At 50.7% G+C, this 23,487-nt stretch carries 23 protein-coding genes; 19 read left to right on the top strand and 4 right to left on the bottom strand.

The features are described from left to right. Positions 1-63 precede the first annotated feature (63 nt). From F1381_RS01105 to F1381_RS01050, 13 genes are all read left to right on the top strand, one after another. Complete coding sequence (locus F1381_RS01105; RefSeq protein ID WP_151732986.1) at positions 64-867, top strand: hypothetical protein; 804 nt, start codon at positions 64-66, stop codon at positions 865-867. Positions 868-897: 30 nt separating this feature from the next. Further along, a complete protein-coding gene (locus F1381_RS01100) occupies positions 898-1,962 on the top strand; it encodes a P-loop NTPase family protein (protein ID WP_151732985.1) in 1,065 nt (354 codons plus the stop codon). Beyond that, the gene (locus tag F1381_RS01095) at positions 1,959-3,458 is read left to right on the top strand and encodes a P-loop NTPase family protein (RefSeq protein WP_151732984.1); all 1,500 of its coding nucleotides are present in this window, start codon (positions 1,959-1,961) and stop codon (positions 3,456-3,458) included. The genes F1381_RS01100 and F1381_RS01095 overlap by 4 nt, the downstream gene beginning before the upstream one ends. Before the next feature lie 13 nt (positions 3,459-3,471). Then, complete coding sequence (locus tag F1381_RS01090; RefSeq protein WP_151732983.1) at positions 3,472-4,518, top strand: hypothetical protein; 1,047 nt, start codon at positions 3,472-3,474, stop codon at positions 4,516-4,518. Between the two features lie 11 nt (positions 4,519-4,529). Continuing rightward, positions 4,530-5,399 (top strand): hypothetical protein, encoded by an 870-nt coding sequence (locus F1381_RS01085; protein WP_151732982.1) that lies wholly within the window; start codon positions 4,530-4,532, stop codon positions 5,397-5,399. Positions 5,400-5,497: 98 nt separating this feature from the next. After that, entirely contained in the window at positions 5,498-5,707 is a 210-nt protein-coding gene (locus F1381_RS01080) for a hypothetical protein (protein WP_151732981.1), read from the top strand. Between the two features lie 6 nt (positions 5,708-5,713). Further along, on the top strand, positions 5,714-5,857 hold the full coding sequence (locus tag F1381_RS28035) for a hypothetical protein (RefSeq protein ID WP_187355132.1): 144 nt from the start codon (positions 5,714-5,716) through the stop codon (positions 5,855-5,857). 11 nt (positions 5,858-5,868) lie between these two features. After that, a complete protein-coding gene (locus F1381_RS01075) occupies positions 5,869-6,249 on the top strand; it encodes a hypothetical protein (RefSeq protein ID WP_151732980.1) in 381 nt (126 codons plus the stop codon). 18 nt (positions 6,250-6,267) lie between these two features. Further along, positions 6,268-6,765, top strand: a complete 498-nt coding sequence (locus F1381_RS01070; RefSeq protein WP_151732979.1) for a hypothetical protein — start codon at positions 6,268-6,270, stop codon at positions 6,763-6,765. A 27-nt stretch (positions 6,766-6,792) separates the two neighbouring features. Beyond that, positions 6,793-6,987: a hypothetical protein gene (locus F1381_RS01065; RefSeq protein ID WP_151732978.1), complete on the top strand. Its 195-nt coding sequence runs from the start codon at positions 6,793-6,795 to the stop codon at positions 6,985-6,987. Between the two features lie 48 nt (positions 6,988-7,035). Next, positions 7,036-7,686: a hypothetical protein gene (locus tag F1381_RS01060; protein ID WP_151732977.1), complete on the top strand. Its 651-nt coding sequence runs from the start codon at positions 7,036-7,038 to the stop codon at positions 7,684-7,686. Between the two features lie 8 nt (positions 7,687-7,694). Next, positions 7,695-9,950 carry a hypothetical protein gene (locus F1381_RS01055; RefSeq protein ID WP_151732976.1) on the top strand — a complete coding sequence of 752 codons (2,256 nt, stop codon included), beginning with the start codon at positions 7,695-7,697 and terminating at the stop codon, positions 9,948-9,950. Positions 9,951-10,275: 325 nt separating this feature from the next. Then, on the top strand, positions 10,276-13,839 hold the full coding sequence (locus tag F1381_RS01050; protein ID WP_187355131.1) for a glycoside hydrolase family 78 protein: 3,564 nt from the start codon (positions 10,276-10,278) through the stop codon (positions 13,837-13,839). A gap of 67 nt (positions 13,840-13,906) precedes the next feature. On the opposite strand, the gene F1381_RS01045 is transcribed toward F1381_RS01050, so the two are convergent. Beyond that, on the bottom strand, positions 13,907-14,524 hold the full coding sequence (locus F1381_RS01045) for a hypothetical protein (RefSeq protein WP_187355130.1): 618 nt from the start codon (positions 14,522-14,524) through the stop codon (positions 13,907-13,909). Positions 14,525-14,802: 278 nt separating this feature from the next. On the opposite strand from F1381_RS01045, the gene tkt reads away from it, so the two are divergent. The 3 genes from tkt to F1381_RS01030 all read left to right on the top strand — a co-directional run bounded on the left by tkt (position 14,803) and on the right by F1381_RS01030 (position 18,318). Continuing rightward, a complete protein-coding gene (gene tkt, locus F1381_RS01040) occupies positions 14,803-16,854 on the top strand; it encodes a transketolase (protein ID WP_151732974.1) in 2,052 nt (683 codons plus the stop codon). Between the two features lie 36 nt (positions 16,855-16,890). Further along, the gene (gene ppnP, locus F1381_RS01035) at positions 16,891-17,208 is read left to right on the top strand and encodes a pyrimidine/purine nucleoside phosphorylase (RefSeq protein ID WP_151732973.1); all 318 of its coding nucleotides are present in this window, start codon (positions 16,891-16,893) and stop codon (positions 17,206-17,208) included. A 261-nt stretch (positions 17,209-17,469) separates the two neighbouring features. Continuing rightward, complete coding sequence (locus F1381_RS01030) at positions 17,470-18,318, top strand: alpha/beta fold hydrolase (RefSeq protein WP_151732972.1); 849 nt, start codon at positions 17,470-17,472, stop codon at positions 18,316-18,318. Positions 18,319-18,386: 68 nt separating this feature from the next. Here the strand turns inward: F1381_RS01030 and F1381_RS01025 are convergent, their stop codons facing one another. Beyond that, the gene (locus F1381_RS01025) at positions 18,387-18,863 is read right to left on the bottom strand and encodes a GNAT family N-acetyltransferase (RefSeq protein ID WP_187355129.1); all 477 of its coding nucleotides are present in this window, start codon (positions 18,861-18,863) and stop codon (positions 18,387-18,389) included. Positions 18,864-19,003: 140 nt separating this feature from the next. Further along, positions 19,004-19,951 carry an NAD(P)-dependent oxidoreductase gene (locus F1381_RS01020; protein ID WP_343043365.1) on the bottom strand — a complete coding sequence of 316 codons (948 nt, stop codon included), beginning with the start codon at positions 19,949-19,951 and terminating at the stop codon, positions 19,004-19,006. A 203-nt stretch (positions 19,952-20,154) separates the two neighbouring features. Between F1381_RS01020 and F1381_RS01015 the strand changes: the two genes are divergently transcribed. The 3 genes from F1381_RS01015 (at position 20,155) to F1381_RS01005 (ending at position 22,863) form a co-directional block, all read left to right on the top strand. Then, the gene (locus tag F1381_RS01015; protein WP_151732969.1) at positions 20,155-21,510 is read left to right on the top strand and encodes a glucose-6-phosphate isomerase; all 1,356 of its coding nucleotides are present in this window, start codon (positions 20,155-20,157) and stop codon (positions 21,508-21,510) included. Between the two features lie 135 nt (positions 21,511-21,645). Beyond that, on the top strand, positions 21,646-22,278 hold the full coding sequence (locus F1381_RS01010) for a YigZ family protein (RefSeq protein ID WP_151732968.1): 633 nt from the start codon (positions 21,646-21,648) through the stop codon (positions 22,276-22,278). Between the two features lie 3 nt (positions 22,279-22,281). After that, positions 22,282-22,863 carry a TetR/AcrR family transcriptional regulator gene (locus F1381_RS01005; protein ID WP_151732967.1) on the top strand — a complete coding sequence of 194 codons (582 nt, stop codon included), beginning with the start codon at positions 22,282-22,284 and terminating at the stop codon, positions 22,861-22,863. A 141-nt stretch (positions 22,864-23,004) separates the two neighbouring features. Here F1381_RS01005 and F1381_RS01000 read toward each other — a convergent pair whose 3' ends face one another. Further along, a complete protein-coding gene (locus F1381_RS01000; RefSeq protein WP_151732966.1) occupies positions 23,005-23,406 on the bottom strand; it encodes a secondary thiamine-phosphate synthase enzyme YjbQ in 402 nt (133 codons plus the stop codon). Between the last annotated feature and the right edge of the window lie 81 nt (positions 23,407-23,487).

Below are 23,487 nucleotides of genomic sequence, written 5' to 3'. Positions count from 1 at the left end.
TTTGGCGACATAGGCCGAAGTGCGTTTTGTCATGCGCAGAAATCAATGAAAGGAGGAATAAACTTGGCTTCGCAGCGTGGAACTATGCTGAAACGCAATTATTTCTTTGCTTTTCTTATTCTGCTGATCGGCTTTGGCGGCCTCCTGGGCTATGACCTTTATTTTAAACCGTACGTCTTATCGCAGACTGTGGTCAAGGTAAAAGCCGGGAGCGGCTATCTGCCACGGAATTATGTGCTGCAGCCGGGTGATCTCTACCTTGATACCGTGCAGACAAAGGATATTCCTGCAGATGCCGTCACGGAGCTTTCCCGGGCTGAGTATAAAATGACCAATACCGATCTGACGGATGGCAGCATTTTGACAGGAGCGCTGGTTGATGTCAGCGACTTGGCGCCGCGGCAGGATGAAGGAATTTTTCCAATTCCCCAGGACGCGATTTATGCCATCAATGGTTCGCTCCGCAGTAAAGACAGGGTGGATATTTACCTGGTGGAAGGTGCTTCGCGCGACAGACCTTCGGACGGATACAGTCCGGCAGCGCCTGGCTCGGCTTTAGCCAGCCCTTCCCCGGCAGGCTCTGCTGCAGCTAGCCCAGCCGTGTCAAACCCTGTTGAGGCTAGCCCGGAGCAATCATCACCGGAAGTTTCCCGGTCCAACCTGTTCTTAAGTGACGTTACGGTAAATTATGTGCGTTCAGAAGACAACAACGATGTGCTCGACAGCGAGAATGGGAACAACAACAACCGGATTACCTCAACCGGCAAGGTAGCCGCTCCAGAACTGAAGCTTAAAAAAAGTGACGGCGAGCGTCTGGGGCAGTATTTGGAACAGGGCATGAAGCTATGGATTGTACGTGTGCAATAGCAAGAGATTTTGAAAGGAGGAAGATGATATATGAAACTGTTCAGTCTCGGCCTCGACCAGCTGACGGTCAATGAAATCAAGCTTGCCGGATATACGGTGATCACGCAAAATGTGCTGCCTGATCCGCAGCAGACCGAAGGACATCTGCTTATCGTGACCAGCGACCGTATGCCCGTCCCGGCGCTGCCCGAACTTCGCCGCAGTTATCCGGGGACTTCTCTGTTGTTCGTCTATCTCCAGAAGGGAGTCAGGGGATATCAGGCTGTACATATGCTCTGTGAAAGTCTGGGGATATGGTTTATTCCACCGCGCACCACCTCGTCGGCCATGATGGATAAGCTGCGGTTTATCTTGGAGGACGAATATTCCCTGCGCCGCAATATCGTCGGCTTCTTCGGTTCGGGCCCCGGGATCGGATGCACCAGTTTGTCCCGACTGTTCGCGCGGCGGATCGCATCTGCCGGACTTCGCGTCATTGTACTGGGGCTTAATGTCTATGATCCCGGCTATGACCGCAAGACCTCTGTTAGCCTGGACAAGCTCCGGCCTCGTCTGACCGGCAAGATGCTTCACGCCGAAGATTTGGAGGGCTTTATCAGGCTTGACGGTTACCTTTATCTGCCTGGCAATTGCGATTATTTAAGCACCCAGGATTATCAGGAGGAGGAAATTGAATATCTGCTCACAGTGGCCGGGGAACATGCGGATGTGGTAGTCGCCGATTTCGGTGCTATTCCGGAAAGCGCGGCCTGGTACGTCGGGATGCAGCAGTCGGCCCTGCATATGCTGGTAACCCATCCGAAGCATGAATACAGGCTGCAGGCGCTGCTTGAGCTTGCCGGACATCTGGATCTTACACCCGGAGATTTTCAGCTGATCATCAACCGCAGCAATGTAGATGAAATGAGCTCGCCCAAAAACATGGCCCAGCGGTTCGGCAGCGAGCTGCTGCTTGAATTGCCGTATTACCAGCCGTTTATAGAGCAAATGCCGCTAGGTAAAAAGGAGCTGCAGCAGCTTGACGACAAGGTGCATGCACTGCTGGTGTCGCTTGGCCTGGCACAGGAAGCCAGGAAGAAGGGGATTTTTCAATGATCGAATACTATATGGAAGAGCCCTGGATGGGGCAAGAGTGGCATGGTCCGGATCAAGAACAGCAGCCGGGGCTGCAGCCGTTTTCACTAAAGCAAAGGGTATTGCGGTCCAGCACGCCGGGCCAGGAGGATTTTTATGCTTTTTTGCAGCGGATGAAGAATGACATGAACGCCGGTCTCGAACGGGAGCAGGATAGCTATTTCGAGCTCAATGGCAAAGCGCTGGTCGGAGATCCGCAGGCAGTCAGTTTTTTCATGAATGAGATTGAAAAATATTTGCGCAAAACCCCGTTCACCGGCAAAGTGCCGGAGGCGTACCGAAATGCGGCGGAAGCACTTTTTCACGAATGGAAAGGCTTCGGCCCGGCCTACCGCTGGTTCACCGACAAAGCCTACAGTGAATCGACGGGTCTGCAGATGATCGGCACGCAGATCTTTTATAATCACCGGGGGAAATTTGTGGCCTATCCGTATGAAATGCCTTCACTCGACCGGGTGGAACAATTGAAACGCTCCCTGCTCAAAAGTGACCCTGACAAAAAGCTGAACAAGGACAACCCCTCGGTTGAATTTAAAATGGATGATCCTCTGTGGCCGGGGCGTTTTATCCGTCTTGCCATCTGGGTATCACCGCGGGTCTGGGAAGGCTTTACCACGATCTCATTGCGCCGCCAGGTGGTAGAGTTTCTGAATTTGGAGGATCAGGCCGGAACGGAGTGTATTCCCGCCGAGTCGATTGAGATGATCCGCGCGCTTGCGGGCACCTTCCGCAACACGATCATTGCAGGAGCCGTAGGCTCGGGCAAGACTACGTTTGCCAATACTATTGTCGGTGAGCAGCTGCTGGGGTCCTCCTCCTGTATGGGAGTGGTGATGATTGAGAAGCATCCGGAGTCGATTTTACCGTACCAGATTAAAGGGCACCGGATCATCCCCATTCAAGCCGCTAATGAAGAATTAATGGAGGTAGGGGTGGAGTCCCTGCGCCACGATCCGAACATTCTCTACATGACAGAAATGCGTTACAACGAATGGGAGTTTTATTTGTGGAGCGGCGAAAAGGGCTATGACGGCATTACCGGCACCTTTCATACCGTGGATTCCGAGGATATTCCGTACCAGGGAGCTTTTGCCGTGTCTACGCGGATTGGCGGTAGCTTGAAAGGGCATCTGGTCTCCGCGCTGAAGTCGTGCGAGCTGGTGTTTATTCTGGAGAGCGTGGAGGACGGCAGGAAACGGCTGGCGCGGATTTCCGAGGTCTACTATGATGCAGACCACAATTCGGTATTTGCAAGCGACCTTATGCGCTGGGAGGAAGAGAGCCGGAACTGGAGTTATAACAACCAGCTGACAAGTTCATTGAAGGCAAAAATGGCCAGGAGAGACGCGCAGTCAGCAAGGAAATTGCAGGAGGAGCTTGACCGGCTGGCGGCCCGCAGGCCGATGTCGGCACCGCTTAAAGAGAGTCTGAAGTCCAAAATTGTCCTGAACGAGTGAGGAGGCAGAAGATGTGGAAATAATTCTCTCCCTGGTGCGTTTTCTCTTTCACTTACTCGTTGGGCTGGGGCTTTGGCTGCTCGTTAAACCGCTGATTGAAGGGCATCTGCAGCAGTTCGGCCGGAAAATGGATTTTCGGATGAGACTCAGGAAGAACCGGATGGGTCAAAGGGTCAGCCGTCTTCAAGCAAAAGGGCTAAGCCGACACCTGGATGACTTGCTTTACTTCGCGGACCGTAAATATGAGCCCGGCATCAGTATGTTGCGGTTTGTCATGCGTACCGGATTTGTGTTTGCGGCGGTCTTCCTGTCCGCACTGCTGACGCTGAAAGAGCTTCCCGGCCATTTGAGCTTCCATAATCCTTTTCTGGAAGGGATGGCCTTTGACGGGGGTGGACCGGTAAAGGGAGCATGGCGGCTGCCGCTGTTTCTGGCGCTGCTTGCGGCAAGTATTCCTTATCTGCGGATGCGGTACAACTACGCTCAGCGGCAGGTGCGCGGCAGCTACGATCTGCTCGAAGTGATCACAATCGCCGCAAAATTCACGCACCTTTCGGTCGATTCCATTTTGTCGAAGACCGGGGAACTGCTGAGTCCGGATAATGTACTGAGAACTCCGCTGAGGCTGCTCGGTGCGGCTTTTGCCAATTACAGCAACGGGTATGAGCTTTCTGCGGAAGCAAGCCGGTTCTCGGCAGCGATTGGCACCACTTTTGCCGTAGAGTTCGTTTCGGACCTATTGTATTGCGAGAAAGAGGGCACCCGCCATCTCAAAAGCTCGCTGCTGCTGCTGAACCGCTCCATGGAGCAGCAGCGGGAGACGATTCTGACGGTCAAAGCGGGCAGCAGAGATGCCATTAGCCTGGGACTGTACGGAAATCTCGTGGTTCTGGTGGCCTCGGTTGGAACCTTTATGTACATGCTGCGGCCAAGCGTTTATTTCAAGCTGCAGTTTCAGACGACTGTCGGCTTAACGTTTCTGATGGTCATAGTAACCGGCCTGTTTGTTTCTTTCCTGATCAGTACAATGCTGGCAAGTACTAAACTGGACTACCACTAAGGTGATAAAACATGGAGAGATTACTATTACTAATTGCCGTGTCGGGCATTGTTTACCTGGCATTGCTCGTGTTTGTGAGCAGCAGCAGCAGACAGGAGCGGTATTTACTCAGCCTCGGTGTGAAGTGGAAGGAACTGGGGGAAAAAGTTCACAATGAGCGGCTTCAACTAATCCTCAATCAGAGCGGCCTGGCCCTCTCCGCCGGTAAGCTGATCGTGTTCCGTTACTCGGCGGCCCTGATTTATTTGGGCATCCAAATCATCAGCGGCTTTATCCGGCAGCTTCCGCTGTCCTTGTCTGATCTGCTCGTTGCCATACTGATTCTGCTCGTAAGCAGTCCTAACCGCTTCCTGCCGTTTGGCTGGCTGCTTGCTTGGCTGCAAAGACGGACATTGATCCAAAAAGATGGCGAGTTGATCTCCTTCATCCGTCTTTATGAGAATAACCGGCTGCGCAAGCGGGGGTATGTACAATTCGGCGCTTTCTGCGCAGGGGTAGCCGGGCATTTTCAGCATATCCGCCAGGATCTTTACGAGCTGTCCGAACGGGCGGTGGATGAAGGGACAGAGAAGGCCATTGAATGGTTCTGCGGTGAATTTCCGGCCGGCCATCCGTTCATTAACGATCTCCGCTCGATTCTGCTCGCTACCGAAGGGATGGACGATGATACAGAAGCCGCGAACTATCTGCGGGAGCAGGGACAAATCATCACCAAAATTTCCAGTGACCAGTACCTCAAGAAGTGGTCTTCCATCGGTGATCTTTCAACGATTATTAATGTAATTCCATCGATCGCCACCTTTCTGATGATTGTCTCGCTGGCGATGCAGTACATCCTGCTGATTAAAGGCAATTTCGACGGCGTAGGACTGTTTCAGTGATTTTTGTGAGGGAGCAGTGGAAAGTAGCGGAGAGGCGAATGTTTTTGTTATTTTCAAGCATGATTTAAAAATATACAATGAAAAGGGAGATATTAACAATGAAAAAAGATGCGATCTCTACCGGTCTTTTTATCGCCATCGGTTTTCTGTGTGTGGCTATCGTCATTGCCGTGCTGATTCCTGTCGTTCGCAGTGTGATCAATGCCGCAGATGATAACCGCCCGACCATTCCGGGGGTATCGACCTCACTGCACGAGGAAGGCAATTTGCGATCGCAGCTATACGAATATCTGACGCTTGAGGCTTAGCCGGTTATGATCAAGGATACGATCTCTATCGCGTTGTTTCTGGCCATCGGCTTTGTCATTGCTGGATTATTCATTGCAGCGGCTACTGATATGATCGGCGGAAGCCAGGATGACATCATTACGCATACCAAACAAGTTGAGCAGTATTAGGAGGCGGGCCTGTGAAGGAGACCGTTCTCCGCGCATTGTTCATGTGGCTGGTGTTATTCATCATTTTGCAGCCGATGTTTACGTATATTGATTATTTGCTCGACCTGCAGGTTAAAGCCAATACCTCCTATATCACACAGAAAGCGGCTACGGAGGGAAGAGTGACCGATTCGATGCGCAGAGAAGTGATTGCTAACCTGACGGCTGTCGGGTTACCGGCGGAGAAGATTGCAATCACCAGCAGTACTGCCGCCGTGCAGCAAAGAAAACAGCGTATAGATGTATACGTGACAGCGCCGCGGGTCAACCTGTTTCCCTATAATTTTTCGGGGACAACACAGCCAGCCCGCTACTACGGCCACGGTTCGATTATGAGTGAATATCTCGACTGAGCAGGGATGGTTTGCACGATGGATTATATCATTAAGCTCGCTTTTGTACTGCTTGTCTTTCTGTTTTCCTGGTTCTTTCAGATTCAAAATCAGGAGTGGGACGTGCTGCGCAGCATGCTCAAGGATGCAGGCAATATTGCGGTGCACGATGCTTCGCAGGAGCTGGATGAACGCGCCTTGTCACAAGGACGGCTCCAGTTAGATTATGCAGAGGCCTATGCAACATTTTGTAAGTCGCTCCGGCTCAACCTGGGATTAGATGAGAGTCTGACCCCCCTGTCAGGCAGCAGAGTTCGGGAGCAGGTGAAGGTCATCAAGTTCGAGATTGTCGATGAGTCATCGGGGGTGAACTTTCCGTTTCTTTATGAAGACCGGGACTACGGCATCACCAAATATCTTCAGGGCCCTGCGGTCATTGCCGTCATTGAGACGGAGCACCCTGTTGTTATTCCTCGTGCTAAGATCCAAGAGCCGATTGCGGTTCCGGCTGTTCAGGAATATAAGCTAAATCAGTAATTTTTCTTGATAGAGGAGGAGCTACCTATGAAAAATGATGCCATCTCAACAGGATTGTTCATCGCAATCGGTTTTCTCTGTGTCGCCATTGTCATCGCCATCCTCATCCCGGTTGTCCGCGATGCGATCGACGATGCTGACGACAACCGGCCGGCCATTCCTTCGGTAATGTATTATGAACCGCTGGAGGGACGCAGTAGTGAGGTTTACTTGAGGGTTTAAACACACTTGCGTATATCACTTAAATACATAATAAGGGGATAGATAATAATGAGAAGAATAATGAAGAATGCAATGATTAAATCGGTTCTGGTATCTTCGATAGTGTTGGCGGTTCTACCTTTACAACAAGGTATTGCGGCGCAAGGTACAGCATCGGCTGCGGGTACAGCAATTTCGGCAGTGGCAACGACAGCACCTAAACCTACCGCTGCGCCTATTATGAGAGACAACCTTTCCAAGTATGGATTGAAGAAGGACGTTGAGCTGCCCGTGACGGTTACGGCTGGTGGACTGAGCTACACATTGGAGAAAATCATGATTTTTGACTTTGCTTCAAAAGAAGCAGTCGCTTTACGCAAAACCTATAATTACGGTGAAGAATCTGGACTGGTTGCTCATCCTAAGTATTTTGTCTGGACAAAGTTTACTGTGAAAAATAATAGTAAGAAGGTTTTGGAGACTGATACTGGTGAAAAGTGGCGGTTACATTTTCAAGGTTTAAAGTCACTTGATCCAGTCTACAGATTTCAACCCGTCAAGCTAAATGATAAGTCAGCTGTGAGCTGGATGAAGCTTAAACCGGCAGAACAGTTATCAAGTTACCAAGCTTATATGTATGCAGGTAATTTTAATTATTTTCAGATTTCTTTGGATTTTAATGGCGAATATTCAGAAATAAGTGTTGTTGAGGGTGAATAATACTTAATATGAAAAAAAACAACTTGATCAACTATATATTAGTGCTGCTCATTGTCACCTCAATCTTATCCCAAGCTCGTACATATGCTGAAAACACAAGATCTACCTCTATATCTATCCCGGTTTCGATGGGGCTAACTGGATCCGATAATAGCACAAAATCATTTTCTTTAGAATTACTTAATGGTATTACGCCTGCTTCTATTGTTACAGAAACCTTAAAATATACTGGTAATAATGGCGCATTGAAAAATCCTTCTGTTGTTGATGGGAAAATTACACTAACTTTAAGAGGCAACCAATCTTCTAAGACTATTGAAGTACAGGGATATCGAGCCTCTCACGAAAAGGTGTATGTTACTAATATTTATAATTCTATTTGGTTATATTCAGATGGTAGACGTTGGCAAATCAATGAGTATGATGAAAAAAACAATGTAGACAATGTTCATCGTGATGTTCCGGCTGCTGATGGGGTACCATCCAAAAATCCCCCTTCAACAGTAGTTAGTGCGGGCCCACTTCAGGATAGCCAATTTCTAAAATGGTATCATAATTCAGAGACTGAGGTTATCGATTCCACCGATATTATTCAGTCAACTATTAAGCCCATTTTGGCTGAGTATAGTTCATATGTGAAGGAGCCTCCAAAATTTAAGAATAATAGAGTGATCTTGAACTACTATATTCCTAACGATCTTCCATATAAACCTGAATCCGTTGAAGGCCTTTCCGGCGTAGCGGAAGGCAGAAAGTATTTTGCCAGCGTCTCTTATTATTATGAAGCAACCGCAAAAGTCACTTCTTACAGCTACGCAGGCACGGTCACCTTTGATTATAAGCTGCCCACCGAACCAACCTTAACCGGGGAGGTGGGATTGCTTGCACCGAACCCCAATCCGGAAAAATATTCGGATAAGGCTGTAGCGGTAAAGCTTTCCCTGAAAGGATCCTTGGCTGCATATACGGATGCATCCAATATTCTTGAGTGGGTGTTTTATGCAAAGAAAACCGGTAACGATGGTTCCTTGGTGACAAAGAAGGAAACGGCCAAGGTTCTTGCTGGTGAAAAAGAGTTCGATTTTGTGATTTCACAGCAGGAAGCGGCGACACAACCGGAGTTCACACAAAATTATACTTTAACTGTAACCGTTCGTTTTGCCAAACCGGTGGTTACGTCATCCGGGACGATAACGTCACTTAGTGAGACGTTCACGATCGATGCCGGAACCTATAACAGGCCAAAACCGAGCAATATACCTGAGCCCACTCCAACACCAGCCAGCGGGAAAGCGCCTGTAGCTAAGATATCCATGCCGGACCAAGTGGAGGCTGGCGAGAGCTTTGTCGTATCCGGGGCAGATTCCTACGATCCGGACGGAACCATCGTCAAGTACACCTGGCAGCACCCGAATATCCATATTGCACTGTACGGCAAGTCAAGTGATACCTCATATGGTCTGGACTCTATTGATACTACGCAGACCATCACGCTTACAGTTACTGATAACGATGGCCTTACGTCTACTACATCCCGGAACATTAAGGTTGTTGCTCCTGCACCTAATGCGAAAATTGAACTACTCGGTACCTTGAAACAAAACCGGAAAATTACGCTGCGAAATGCAAGCAAAAATGAATCTGATGATTTTCCGCTTATCGAAAGTAGTACACAGTTCACCATTACTGCAGTTTCAGGCGGTACGGATGCGGATATCAAGTACAGCGGAAGCCTGGTTGGCCGGAAAGAAATTGATATCTTAATGAAAACACCAGGTCAATACAAGGCGACTCTATATGTCCAGAATACAGCCGGATATTCCGGGACAGTATCCCGGACATTCACCGTTGCACCTGATGAAGCCCCTGTACCCTATATTTCCATGCCCCTCACTGTTTACCGTGATCCGGACAATGGAAATAAGGCAAGCATCACGCTGGAGGATCTTTCGGTTTCCCCGGATAATGACCACCTGGCTAAACGCGTTTGGGAATACCGTTATGATTCTGATAACAATGGTAATTTTACAGAAGAAGGCTGGGTGCAGCTTAGCAATGCGAACCTTGACCGGTTGATTTTTTACCCGGCAAAAGTGGGAAGGTATGAGGTGCGGCTAACAGTAACGGAAGAATTCGGCCAACCGACAATGGATGCTTTCGTAACTCTTGGCGACCGCAGATCTGCCAATACGGATGCTCAACCTGTTGCTGAACGAGTGGTTACCGTCGACAACCGTCCGCCAATTGCAGACTGGGCATGGTGAGAAAGGATAGATGAGGGTGAGAAGACAGAGCGCGCGGCATTCTGTTTGGAGGGTATTTAGCAAGATTATCATGTGTATAGCGATGGTTGCAGTAATGATTCCGGTTCTGCCAAACCACCAGGTGAAAGCTTTGGATACCACAATTGTAAATTTCATGGATGTTGAGGTTCCGGCATTTAGCGGGTCCCTGGTTACACCTCAGAGTGCAGATGGGATTAATGACTACTATTTGTATTATATTAAATCGACAATTACTGCCCACCGCAGCAGCTTCAAAATCTCGAATATCAGGTTTAACCGCGTCACGAGACAACTGTCGTATGATATGTCTGAAATCAAGCTGACGCTTAATATCGACCGTGTCCCGCGCCATAGCGGAGATGAGTATTATTTTAAGCATCTGTATGGCCGTGCAAATATAGGCGTTACCCAACTCACCATTGGCGATATGCAGGATGATGCCGGGAATATATGGAGGGATTTTCCGGCTATTCCGGGTTCAGAGGGTAATCTATTTTACGAGGTTGATCATAGATATCCCAACACAAGTTATCAGGACGTGATCACACCAAATGTATATACGGAAAAAATCATTCCTGCTGGCAGTTACCTGGCGGATTACTCTAAAGCGGATTGGCTGAATCACCGCATCCTGATTAATGACCCCAAGGCGATCCGGACTGTGTTTAAATTTCAGGATTGGCTATACAGTGGGTTTGACGCATTCTATCCGCTAATGGATACAACTGTAGCAAAACTGGAGGTGAATTCTCCGCCGTCGCTCTCTCTGACAACACAAAAGGGTGCCACCCTCTATAATGTGGAGGGCCAGAACCTACTTGACGTGACCGGATACGCACAGGACCCGGACAATGAGGAGCTGGTTGTCATTGTTGAAGTGCCGAATATGTATTACCGCAAAGTCAAAGTCTACAATACGTATACCGCACAGTATTTCTCGGTTCCTATCGATGCAATTAGCGATTCCATTCCACCCGGCAGTTATTCGGGGATTGTGACGGTAATCGATAAGCGGGGCTATAAAGCGGTCGGGCAATTCACCTTCAGTGTGAAAAATAAACTGTTGAATAAGAACTATTACCTCATTAATTCACCAGTGGAGATAGGTACCTCCTATAGGGATTACGAGGGCGACCCGCAACTCTCAACCAGGTTTAAATACGATCATGAGCCTGCTTTCTTTGATAACCCGATGGGAACGCTTGGCGATTCAGGGTTATGGCGTTCAACCATGTACACTTCATTTGCATATCCAGGTGCTTATAACGCAACTGTTCAAGTACGGGATAATCCGCAAGGAGATCGCTTCGATGAATTTAGAAAATGGAGCAGGGACAACGAATCCTCGCTCGTGTTTCTTGTCCATCGGCAGCCGACATCCTTGTTTGCGGCTAAACTTAACGGAAACAAGATTCAAATAACCGATCATTCCTATGATATTGACCATATGACCGCATACAACAAGGGGCTGATAGACCGCCAGTGGCAATGGCGGAAGGTGGGAGATGAAGCCTGGAACGACGGCCAACTGAGCAGCAGGCCAACTAATGAAGCCTACGAATTACGCCTTCGGGTCAGGGATATGGATGGACCGAAGAGCGTAGGCGTCTGGTCTGATTGGACTTCACAACAGCTTGGCACAGGCTCTAATCTTCCCCCGGAAGCTAAATTTATAATTGATCCGCTAAATGTGAGTTACCGTAAGAGCACCACTATAACAGATAAATCATACGACCCGGATAATGATGTACTGGACAGGTATGAATGGATAATCCGCAAAGATGGAGCTCAGGTTTACTACTCCAACGGGGCTTTTGTCGTTCCGCCGAGTCTTACAAATTACGGGGTTGGCAGCTATGAGGTAGTCCTGAGGGTACGGGACAGCCAGGGAGCTTGGTCCAAGGGTTACGCCGGGCGGGCCAGCGTGTTAAATTTCAAGCCATTGGCACAGTTCAGCATGCCTGCTCAAGTGTACCGTGATGATATTGTGGTGATGGAAAATACAACGCCAGATCCGGATGCGGATGGTGATTCGCTGACGTACACCTGGTATGGACGTAAAGGGACCAGCAGTTATAGTTATTCCGGAAGGAACCAGAATCAAAGTATCAGCATACGGGAGCTGATTCGCGGCTTAGGCGTATCGGAGCAAAAGGCCATTTCTCCGGACTGGGAAATGCGCCTGAATGTGTCCGACGGCAGCCAAGAGGCGTATGCAACACGAGTGTTCGAAGTATTGAACCACGTTCCGACAGCGGAGGTATCCGGGCAGGCAGAAGCTACACAGTACACTTCCCGGACGTACACATCCGGAGCGTCCGACCTGGACAGCTCGGATGTAAACAGCCTGCAGTATTACTGGCGGGTCATCGACAGCGAGGGCCAAGCTACCATTCTGCGTAATCATAAGTCGATTGACATAACCTTTTACCGTACAGGAATCTACACGATCGATCATTGGGTCATTGACCAGATTGGTGCCAAATCCAATGTGGCCAGCCTGAAGGTGACCGTTCGTGAAAATCTGAAGCCTTCGATGACACTAACGTCTCCGGTGGGTACAGCGGCTAATCCGGCTATTATTGACGCCGGGCTTGCAGGCGATCCGCTGATCGCCTGGACCTACGCCGATCCTGAGGGGGACCCGCAGGAAAAGTACACGCTGGAGTTCTACACAAAGGACAGTATTTTGGCCAGGGCGATTGAGAATCCGGATGGCAGCGGAACGATCCGGCAGTATCAAGTTCCCAATGGTACTTTTGAGAGGTTTCAATTGTTTACTGTTCTCGGAAGAGTATATTCGTTGAATTCCTGGTCGGATATCTCCAATGAACGGGCTTTCATCATCGACAGCCCTCCCCAGGCGGGCTTCACACTGCTCACCGACACCGGGCGCAATGCAGCGGCCGGGCCGATTTACCGGACAGATGTGCTGAATATCACCGGAACGGCAACGGATGTAGATATCCCGAAGGGCGACAGCATCAGGTACAACTATTATCTGAAGCCGGCCGGCGCAAGCGAGGGGCTTGCCAGCTCGCTGGCAAGCTTCAGCAAGCAGTTTACTTCGAACGGAGCCTTCACGTTACGGCAAGTGGTTACCGACTCCCTGGGGTTGTCACGGGAAATTGCACAGAATATTACGGTGGTCAACCGGCTGCCAAGCGTCAATCTTATGTATCCGGCAAGCGACAGTCAAGCCAATCCGTCCATTGTTAATACGCTGACTCCAATCATCAAGTGGGCTTACCAGGATGCAGACGGAGATGAGCAGCAGCGGTTTAGGGTGCGGGTTATCCGCGTCGCTGGCGGAAGCATTCAGGCGCAGTCCGGTGAACAGACCTCCGGTGCCAAGCAATGGACGATCCCGGCAGGGGCGCTGCAAGAGAACGAAATATACGCCGTGGAAGCGGAAGTCTATGACGGCTACGGGTGGAGCGACGTCTCACCGCGCAAATATTTCATGGTGAATCTGCTGACTGTGCGGGGGGCGGTGCAGCATACAGCGGATTGGAATGAGAACCGGCAGGCCTATAATGTGAAGACAAGCGGAACTCCGGAGAGTCCGCGGGGATATCACGTGTTTTGGGCGGGGGAAAAGTTCGTGCTGCAGGCGAATGCGACCGGGATGCCGGATACGGTAGTGGTGACGATGAGCGGCGGCTATACCGTACCACTATCAGCGGCAAACGGCGAACGAACCGTGTGGACCGGCGAATTGTCCGATCCGGCCTTTGATCAGCTGCCTGACGGGCCGCTCAGCTTTACATTTACGGCGAGTAATTCATATAACACAAAAACAGATACAGTCACTGTGACTATACTCGGAGACTGGAGCCAGTATTACCGCAGTCACAGAATTAAATAAGCGTTCAATCAGGCCGGGGTGCTCGGACAAGAGCCCTCCCGGTTTTTATTCTTTATCCCAGACTTTATTACACTCGTTCCACCATGCCGCCGGGATAAGTATAACTGCTGTATGTACGTTTGGCTTGTCTGCCCGGCAGAACGGCGCTTCCGGATTTGCTGCGCAGATAGTATGTAAGATTGCCCTTATAAATTTTGTGGGCACGCAGGGAAGCTGCGAAATCCTCAGGCGTTACGAAGCAGGGCGGCTTGGCTACCGGCTGAAACGCGCTTTCCTCCAGAATGGAAGCCACAAAATGAGAGCAAAAATAGGCGTTTTCTTTTTCAAATTCAATATTCAGCAGGACACCCAGCAGGCCCATGAGATGATATCTGTACACCTCCTGCTGCTGCATCATGGTTTGCACGCGGTGATGCATCGCCTCGTATTCTTCGCTGCTGACTGTAACCTTGTAAATCGCACAGCCCGTCTTTCTGTAAAAAGGGTGGCTGAAGTTCTCGCGGATCAGTCCGGCTGTAAAAGGGTTATGACAGGTTTTGCGTCCAAAGCTGTACACTTCCTGCAGTCCGCTGTCAAAAGCGATGGAGGCGTGATTAAGCTCGGCTCTGGTAAAGCATTGAATCATTTTGCTGAATAAAGTTCCGGTTGCGGTAAGCACTATGTATATATTTTTAGGATGGCCCATATGTAAATCCCCCTCATTGAAACATGCTCTTTAATGCCCGTTGAAGTATCTACATCTTACTGTATAATCCAGCTTTGGGAAACAAACTTTAGTCTTAGATAGAAACTAGACCAAAGGCTAAGTCACATGAAAGAACCGGGGGCTGTATAGAACACCATTATTTACGCAACATAAGCTGTTTCGTTGCTGATCTCAAAAACAATATTGGTAATGCTTCCACATTAGTGATACAATAATAGTCAAAATGACATTCTTGATTTTAGAGGAGGATCTATTGCATGACAGAACAGAAGGCAAAAGAACAAGCGATCCATAAAGATGAGAATTCTGTAGTGGATAACTTGGCCATTACCACCATCCGTACTTTAGCCATTGATGCCATTGAAAAAGCCAACTCCGGCCATCCGGGGATGCCGATGGGCTCCGCCCCGATGGGTTACCAGCTGTTTGCGAAAACCATGAATCATAACCCGGACCACCCGACTTGGGTCAACCGCGACCGTTTTGTGCTGTCCGCAGGACACGGTTCCATGCTGCTGTACAGCTTGCTGCACCTCAGCGGCTACGATCTGCCGATGGAAGAATTGAAGCAGTTCCGCCAATGGGGCAGCTTGACTCCGGGCCATCCGGAATTCGGCCACACCGCCGGCGTTGACGCTACGACTGGTCCGCTGGGCCAAGGGATCGGCATGGCTGTAGGGATGGCGATGGCTGAAGCGCAGCTCGCAGCGACCTACAACAAGGATGAATATAATGTAGTAGACCACTATACGTATGCTATTTGCGGCGACGGTGACTTGATGGAAGGCATTTCTTCGGAATCCGCTTCCCTGGCCGGACACCTGAAGCTGGGCAAACTGATTGTATTGTATGATTCCAATGACATCTCTCTCGACGGTAAGCTGAACCTGGCCTTCTCCGAGAATGTCGCGAAGCGTTTCGAAGCCTACGGCTGGCAAGTGCTGCGCGTAGAAGACGGTAATGATCTCCCGGCGCTCGCTCAAGCTATTGCCGATGGACAAGCGGAGAGCGGCAAGCCGACGCTGATTGAAGTGAAGACTGTTATCGGCTACGGCAGCCCGAACAAACAGGGTAAAGGCGGCCACGGCGGTACGCACGGTTCTCCTCTGGGTGCCGACGAAGCCAAACTGACCAAAGAATTCTACAAATGGGTATACGAGGAAGATTTCTATGTACCTGATGAAGTGCGCGCCCGTTTTGCCGAAGTGAAAGAAAACGGCATTGCCGCCAACAAAGCATGGGATGAGAAATTCGCTGCCTATAAAGCGGCCTATCCGGAGCTTGCCGCCCAGTTCGAAACTGCGGTAAACGGCGATCTGCCTGAAGGCTGGGATGCCCAATTGCCGTTCTTCACAGCTGAAGATAAAGCAGTATCCACCCGTGTCGCTTCCGGTAATGCCCTGAACGGACTGGCTGCCGGCATTCCGCAGCTCGTAGGCGGTTCGGCCGACCTGGAAAGCTCGACCATGACTCACTTGAAGGGCCTGACCCAGTTCACTTCCGAATCTTACGACGGCCGTAACATCTACTTCGGCGTACGTGAATTCGGTATGGCAGCTGCCATGAACGGTATTGCACTGCACAGCGGCCTGAAAGTATTCGGCGGAACGTTCTTCGTATTCACCGATTACCTGCGTCCGGCGGTTCGTCTGGCTTCAATCATGAAGCTGCCGGTGACTTACGTGCTTACTCACGACAGTATCGCTGTCGGCGAAGACGGCCCAACGCATGAACCGATCGAACAGCTGGCTTCCCTGCGCATCATTCCGGGCTTGACTGTGATCCGTCCGGCCGATGCCAACGAAACTTCGGCTGCGTGGGCTTATGCTGTTGAGAACAAATCCAATCCGGTAGCGCTGGTATTAACCCGTCAAAATCTGCCGATCCTCGAAGGCACGGTAGAAGGCGTCCGCGAGAACATCAAGCGCGGCGGATACGTAGTCTCCGACGCCAAGAACGGCAAGCCGCAGGCACAGATCATTGCGACCGGCTCGGAAGTGCAGCTCGCAGTGAAGGCACAGGCCGCTCTGGCTGAAGAAGGCATCGAGGTTCGTGTCATCAGCTTGCCGAGCTGGGATCTGTTCGAGAAGCAGGACAAGGCTTACCGCGATTCCGTCATCCTGCCTGACGTTAAGGCTCGTCTGGCTGTGGAAATGGCGCAGACCTTCGGCTGGGAGCGTTATGTCGGCGATCAAGGCGACATTCTCGGCATCACGACCTTCGGCGCTTCCGCACCTGGGGACAAGGTAATGAAGGAATACGGCTTTACAGTAGAAAATGTTGTGAGCCGCGTAAAAGCCCTGTTATAATAGAACGCAAGTTAAGACAAGGGGGAGAGCAAGCATATGAGTCAGTTTACCAACGCAACCATTCAGAAAGCAGCCAATATCTATTACGATGGCAAAGTAACGAGCCGCACTGTATTACTGCAGGACGGAACCAAGGTGACACTGGGCATCATGCTGCCCGGTGTGTATGAATTCGGTACTGACGGTCCCGAAACGATGGAAATACTCTCCGGCGATTTGAAAGTGCTGCTTCCCGGCGCAGATGTGTGGAAGGAGATTAAGGGAAAGGATACCTTCCATGTTCCCGGCAACTCCAAATTTGCGCTCGAAGTGTTCGCTTTAACTGATTATTGCTGTTCTTACCCGGTTTTGTAATTTGGTTCGTGTTTAACAGTGGGAAGCTCCGCGTGAAAGCGGGGCTTCTTTTTTTCGTGGTTGTTGGAAGCCGCAAATCCAGTGGGGAATTTTATATTGCTCGCTGTAATACTCTGTGTTATATTAGTTTAGGAACATATGTTTGTTTTATGGGAAAAAATACAAGAGGAGCTAAGCGAACTTACCTTGCCATGCACCTCTGAATAAGCTCATACGGTAAGAATCGGTTAGCCGGCCTCGAAGGAGGAGGAAGGAAATATCATGCTGCATTCTGACCGATACATAACCTTTAATTACGAACAATTTGGAGAGGGCACGCCGATGCTTATTCTTCATGGCAATGGCCCGGATCACCGGATGATGGCAGGCTGCCTGGAGCCGCTCTTTACGGAGGAAGATAAAATCAAGCGGATTTATGTGGATCTGCCGGGTATGGGCCGAACACCTGCCGCTGACTGGATGGTCTCTTCCGACGATATGCTGAAGGCAGTAGAGCGCATGATCGCAGCGCTGATTCCCGGCGAACGGTTCATCCTTGTCGGACAATCGTACGGCGGTTATCTGGCCCGGGGTTTACTGCGTAAATATGCTGACATCATTGACGGGTTGTTCCTGCTCTGCCCGTGTGTGATCGCGGAAATGCAGGACAGAGAGCTGCCGGCCCTCCAGGTGATGCATAGGGATAGTGCATTGCTTGCCGAGATGAGCGGAGCGGACTGGGAGGATTTCGCATCGATCACGGTGGTGCAGAGCCGCAGTGTCTGGGAGCGGTATGAGCGGGAAGTAGAGTGCGGCCTGAAGCTTGCGGATGAATCCTTTATGCAGCGGATCAAAGCAAGCGGCGGATATCCGTTCAGCTTCGACGTGAACGATGTGCCCGTCTTCGAGAAGCCGGCTCTGATCCTTACCGGTAAGCAAGATTCGCTTACGGGGTATAAAGATATGCTAAAGCTGCTCGATCTGTATCCCCATTCCACCTTCGCAGTATTGGACCGGGCCGGTCATAATCTCCATCTGGAGCAGGAGGCCATTTTTGGAGCGGCGGTTAGAGAATGGCTGAGCAGAGTTGCTGAAGCGGCTAATCTTCAGAGCGGCGGAGCAGCAGTCTGAATACGGCATGGTCATCAAGGCCGGCTTAACGGCAACGGAGCTCATACCGGGCGAGTGGAAACGAGATGTTAAACGCCTTCACACAGCCGCTCATACTCATAGAACATATCTTCACTGTCCGGAATACGGTTGATCTTGGTCTGGACAAATCCAAGCTGTGTATACAGGTGCTGGTTTCTAACAGCCCATGACGGGGTGTCGAGTGACCATTTACTGGCATCCGGGTAAAGGCTGAATAAACGGCGGATAGCCTCCCGGCCATAGCCGCGGTTCTGGAAGCCGGGATCAATATAAATACGAACCAGATTGTATTCTTCTTTGCCGGCAGCATAAACAAGCATCCCGCCGATAATCCGGCTATGGTCAAGCAGCTTGTAGTAATACCCCTTGTCGATCATTTCGGCTTGCCAGCCGATAGAGTCGTATCCGGGCGGGCCGCTGTTGTCGGGCCTTTGATATCGCTGCGCATCCGCATCGAAGGCGCGTTTTTGAATCTCGGTTAGGACTGCAGCATCCTGCGCCCCGGCGATTTCAACCTTCAGCATTACTGATCCACTTCCTTGGCATAATATGTAATTGCAATGACTGTATCTTATTTGCGAAGTGATACGGGAGTCAATTACCTTTGTTATCCGCCCCATAAAAAAAGGCGAAGCCCTTTATCAGGCTGCGCCTTATACCAAATCTACTCTTTATCGACGCCGGCGCCGATCTTCTGGCCGATCCACTCTTCATAGGTCTTGACCACAGCAGAAAGGTCTTCATCCCCGAAGCCCTTAGTGTAGCCGGCCTGGAAGAGGCTCTTGGCCAGACCCAGCATCGGCGCCGGGACTCCGGTGGAATCGCTCAGCGCGGATGCCAGCTTCAGGTCCTTCAGCATAAGGCCGAGCGAGAACTGGTTGCTGAAATCATCGCCGATAATTTTGCGGCCCTTCAATTCCGCCTGCTTGCTGCCGGCCGAGCCGTTCTGGACAAGCTCCAGGAATTTGTCGGCCGGGACGCCGGACTTCACGGCGATGGAGAAGCCTTCGGCCAGCGCGACATTATGAATGCCGACCATCGTATTGTGCGCCAGCTTCGCGGCGGCTCCGCTGCCGTTACCGCCCATGTGCAGCAGCAGCCGGCCCATCGTATCAAAGACATCGCGGTGCGTCTCAATAACCCCGGCACTCCCGCCAACCATAAACACCAGCGTGCCGTCGATGGCAGCCGGCTTACTGCCGGTAACCGGCGCGTCGAGGAAGCTTGCGCCGCGCTCCTCTACGACTGCGGCAATTTCGCGGACGAGTCCGGGCGAAATGGTGCTGGAATCGATCACGGCAACGCCGGGCTGCAGTGTCTCCAGAATGCCGTCCTTGCCGTAGAATACCTCCCGGATCGAATCGTCGTTGCTGATCATGGTAATAATAACATCCTTGTCTGCCGCCGCTTCCGCGGGTGTGGCGGCTGCCAATGCACCTTCGTCAACCAGCGGCTGGCATTTCGCTGCCGTGCGGTTATACACGGTGACCTGATAGCCGCCGCGCAGCAGATTGGAGGCCATAGGCGCTCCCATCGTTCCGAGTCCGATAAAGCCGATCTTTTTCATGAAGCTCTCCACCTTTGTCGTGTGATTTCTGCAAATAATGTTCATTCTATCACGCTGCAGGGGCATGTACCATACTGCGGAATGGCCCATATCCCCGGGGAACGCTTCCATGCAGCAGCCTAACCTGCGGCAATTCATCCGGGTGTGCCTTATGACCTTGCCAGTCAAAGCAAATTAAAGTATCCTATTATAAAGTTGTAACAAACGGTGTCAAATTAAAGAGACCATACAGGAGGTAACCATTACCGATGTCCAAAAAGATTAAATTTGACTACAGCAAGGCGCTTTCCTTCTTCAACCAGCAGGAAATCGACTACTTTGCCGCTCCGGTGAAGCTCGCCCATGAACAGCTCCACAACAAGACCGGTGCAGGCTCCGACTTCCTGGGCTGGATTGATCTGCCTAACGCTTACGACAAGGAAGAGTTCGCCCGTATTCAGCAGGCCGCGAAGAAGATCCAGAGCGATTCTGACGTGCTGATCGTCATTGGTATCGGCGGTTCATATCTGGGAGCGCGCGCAGCCATCGAGGCTCTTTCGCATTCCTTCTACAATAACCTGACCAAAGACGCACGCAAGACTCCGGAAGTTTACTTCGCCGGCAACAATATCAGCTCTACATATATCACCCACCTGCTTGAGCTTGTAGAAGGCAAAGATTTCTCCGTCAATGTCATCTCCAAATCGGGTACGACAACTGAACCGGCGATTGCTTTCCGTATCTTTCGTGCGGCGTTGGAGAAGAAATACGGCAAGGAAGAAGCCCGCAAGCGGATCTATGCCACAACCGACAAAGAGAAGGGCGCACTCAAGAAGCTGGCCACCGAAGAAGGCTACGAGTCGTTCATTATCCCTGATGATGTAGGCGGACGTTACTCCGTACTTACACCTGTAGGCTTGCTGCCGATCGCAGTTGCCGGAATCAACATTGAAGAAATGATGCAGGGTGCGGCTGCTGCAGCGGATGAGTTTAACAATCCCGATGTAGCTACCAACCAGGCCTATCAATATGCGGCAGTGCGAAACGCCCTGTACCGCAAAGGCAAGACCACTGAAATTCTCGTTAACTACGAGCCTTCCCTGCACTTTGTATCCGAATGGTGGAAGCAGCTGTACGGCGAAAGCGAAGGGAAGGACTTCAAAGGGATCTATCCTTCTTCGGTAGACTTCTCGACCGACCTGCACTCCATGGGTCAATTCATCCAGGAAGGCAACCGTAATATTTTTGAAACGGTAATCCAGGTGGAAGAAGTCCGTCATCACATTACGCTGGAGACCGATCCGGACGATCTGGACGGCCTGAACTTCCTCGCCGGACAGACGGTTGATTTCGTCAACAAGAAAGCCTTCCAGGGTACCCTGCTGGCCCACACTGACGGACAGGTGCCGAACCTGGTGGTTACGATTCCGGATCAGACGCCTTATACCTTCGGTTATCTGGTGTACTTCTTTGAAATAGCCTGCGGGATCAGCGGATACCTGCTGGGCGTGAATCCGTTTGACCAACCGGGCGTTGAAGCTTACAAGAAGAATATGTTCGCACTGCTGGGCAAACCCGGCTACGAGAAAGAGAAGGCAGAACTCGAAGCCAGACTTACCGAGTAGGCAAGAACAATTAAACGCAGATCATTCATAGCATCTTAAGCAAACAGGGAGCAGTCCAAAGGTACATACATACCGCAGGGCTGCTCCTGACCTATATACTTAAGTCATCATTCACACATAAGGACTGGAATTCAAATGCTGGAACAATACCGGACGGTGCGTTCTCCCGGTTCCCGGGAAATCGTAATCCGTAAATCACGCTTTATCGGACACTGTATGCCGGTGGAGACCGAAGAAGAAGCGCTGCAGTTTATCGAAGACATCAAGAAGCAGCACTGGAACGCCACGCATAACTGCTCCGCTTATATGATCGGCGAGAGAGACGAAATTCAGAGACAGTCGGATGACGGGGAACCGAGTGGAACGGCCGGTAAACCGATTTTGGAAGTAATCCGCAACCAGAATGTTAAAAATGTCGCCATTGTCGTCACCCGTTATTTCGGAGGGATTATGCTCGGGGCCGGGGGACTGATCCGGGCCTATACTGACGGTGCAGTGGCTGCACTGGAGGCCGGAGAGGTCATTACCCGTGTATTGAGGCGGGAAGTGTTCGTGGATATCGACTACACCTGGCTGGGCAAGGTGGAGAATGAGCTCCGGAACCGGAACTTCAAGACCGGTGAAACCTCTTTTACCGACAGGGTGAAGCTGCTATGTCTTCCGCGGAATGATGAAGCCGACAATTTTATGGCATGGATAACGGATCTGACCCAAGGGCAAGCCTTGGTTACGGAAGGGCGGCGGCTTTACTACAGCGAAGGGGAATAGAATATGGCAAGAAGAGCAGTGGAGCAGGAATTGTCGAGGGAACGAATACTCGAGGCAGCCAGGCATCTGTTTATTACCAAGGGCTACCGGGCGATATCCATGCGCAGCATCGGCCAGCATCTGGGGTACAGTCATGGCTCCCTCTATTATCATTTCAAGGAAAAGGCGGAGCTATTCTACGCCATTGTTGTCGAGGATTTCAATTATGTCGCCGCACTGCTCAATCAAGTCATGTACAAGCCGCTTGAACCCGGAATGACCCGGGTAGAGCAGCTGATTATGGAGTTTATCCGCTTTGGGCTGGACCATCCGCATCAGTATGAAATTATGTTCATGATCCGCGATGAAGAGCTCTTGACGTACTGCCGGGCGGAACAGGGACGATGTTTTGAGCTCTTTGCCGGCATCGTACGCCGTCATATGAAGGATGAGGGGTATGTGACTGAAGATTGGCAGAGTGTACCTCTGACCTTATTCTTATCCGCGCACGGATTCATTTCTTATTACATTCAGGATAAAGTCAGTTTTGACGATATCAGACCGATCGCGTTATCTCATGTTAAAGTGCTCAGCCGCAGTTTATAAGCAAAACGTCCACTCTTTCGCCTTACTACTTTAGAGCGTTGCAATGGTATAACTTTGATTTGCGAAAGTGCGCGAAAATATATTTTTTGCAGAAGGCGGCCGCCCGGAATCGTTCCGGCGCAGCCGCCTTCGTGTCTCTCATCAGCCTTCGATAATCTTCAGATAGCATTTCCGGTTACGGGGGCCGTCAAATTCGCAGAAGTAGATACCCTGCCAGCGTCCAAGCAGCAGCTCCCCTTCATGGATAATGATGCTTTGCGACGGGCCTGCCGTAATCGATTTGAGGTGGGAAGCGGTATTGCCTTCGCTGTGCCGGTACTTCGGGTGCTCCCACGGATAAACTTCATCGAGCCGCATCAGCACATCGTGCTTGACGTCGGGATCGGCATTCTCGTTAATCGCAATCCCGGCTGTAGTATGCGGACAATATACGACGGCGATACCATTGCTTACCCCGCTTTTGTGGACGAGGGATATTACTTCACGGGTAATGTCACGGAGTTCGTCCCGTCCTTTGGTGGAAATATCCAGTGTATGCAGCATGATTTACGTTCCCCTTTCTGTGGCTGAAGCCGATAATTTATTTTACCCCAAAAGTGGATGAAAGTAATTGACGTCACTAAG

It is taken from the genome of Paenibacillus tengchongensis (assembly GCF_008973665.1).
In the GTDB taxonomy this organism is placed as follows: domain Bacteria; phylum Bacillota; class Bacilli; order Paenibacillales; family Paenibacillaceae; genus Paenibacillus_AQ; species Paenibacillus_AQ tengchongensis.
This window is presented reverse-complemented; position numbering and strand designations above follow the sequence as displayed.

Bases quoted from the DNA above. Each gene is read 5' to 3' on its own strand.
- F1381_RS01100 (WP_151732985.1), top strand. From the start codon at position 898: ATGAAACTGTTCAGTCTCGGCCTCGACCAGCTGACGGTCAATGAAATC.
- F1381_RS01095 (WP_151732984.1), top strand. From the start codon at position 1,959: ATGATCGAATACTATATGGAAGAGCCCTGGATGGGGCAAGAGTGGCAT.
- F1381_RS01085 (WP_151732982.1), top strand. From the start codon at position 4,530: ATGGAGAGATTACTATTACTAATTGCCGTGTCGGGCATTGTTTACCTG.
- F1381_RS01080 (WP_151732981.1), top strand. From the start codon at position 5,498: ATGAAAAAAGATGCGATCTCTACCGGTCTTTTTATCGCCATCGGTTTT.
- F1381_RS28035 (WP_187355132.1), top strand. From the start codon at position 5,714: ATGATCAAGGATACGATCTCTATCGCGTTGTTTCTGGCCATCGGCTTT.
- F1381_RS01070 (WP_151732979.1), top strand. From the start codon at position 6,268: ATGGATTATATCATTAAGCTCGCTTTTGTACTGCTTGTCTTTCTGTTT.
- F1381_RS01065 (WP_151732978.1), top strand. From the start codon at position 6,793: ATGAAAAATGATGCCATCTCAACAGGATTGTTCATCGCAATCGGTTTT.
- F1381_RS01060 (WP_151732977.1), top strand. From the start codon at position 7,036: ATGAGAAGAATAATGAAGAATGCAATGATTAAATCGGTTCTGGTATCT.
- F1381_RS01055 (WP_151732976.1), top strand. From the start codon at position 7,695: ATGAAAAAAAACAACTTGATCAACTATATATTAGTGCTGCTCATTGTC.
- F1381_RS01050 (WP_187355131.1), top strand. From the start codon at position 10,276: ATGTCTGAAATCAAGCTGACGCTTAATATCGACCGTGTCCCGCGCCAT.
- F1381_RS01045 (WP_187355130.1), bottom strand. From the start codon at position 14,524: ATGGGCCATCCTAAAAATATATACATAGTGCTTACCGCAACCGGAACT.
- tkt (WP_151732974.1), top strand. From the start codon at position 14,803: ATGACAGAACAGAAGGCAAAAGAACAAGCGATCCATAAAGATGAGAAT.
- ppnP (WP_151732973.1), top strand. From the start codon at position 16,891: ATGAGTCAGTTTACCAACGCAACCATTCAGAAAGCAGCCAATATCTAT.
- F1381_RS01030 (WP_151732972.1), top strand. From the start codon at position 17,470: ATGCTGCATTCTGACCGATACATAACCTTTAATTACGAACAATTTGGA.
- F1381_RS01025 (WP_187355129.1), bottom strand. From the start codon at position 18,863: ATGCTGAAGGTTGAAATCGCCGGGGCGCAGGATGCTGCAGTCCTAACC.
- F1381_RS01020 (WP_343043365.1), bottom strand. From the start codon at position 19,951: ATGAACATTATTTGCAGAAATCACACGACAAAGGTGGAGAGCTTCATG.
- F1381_RS01015 (WP_151732969.1), top strand. From the start codon at position 20,155: ATGTCCAAAAAGATTAAATTTGACTACAGCAAGGCGCTTTCCTTCTTC.
- F1381_RS01010 (WP_151732968.1), top strand. From the start codon at position 21,646: ATGCTGGAACAATACCGGACGGTGCGTTCTCCCGGTTCCCGGGAAATC.
- F1381_RS01005 (WP_151732967.1), top strand. From the start codon at position 22,282: ATGGCAAGAAGAGCAGTGGAGCAGGAATTGTCGAGGGAACGAATACTC.
- F1381_RS01000 (WP_151732966.1), bottom strand. From the start codon at position 23,406: ATGCTGCATACACTGGATATTTCCACCAAAGGACGGGACGAACTCCGT.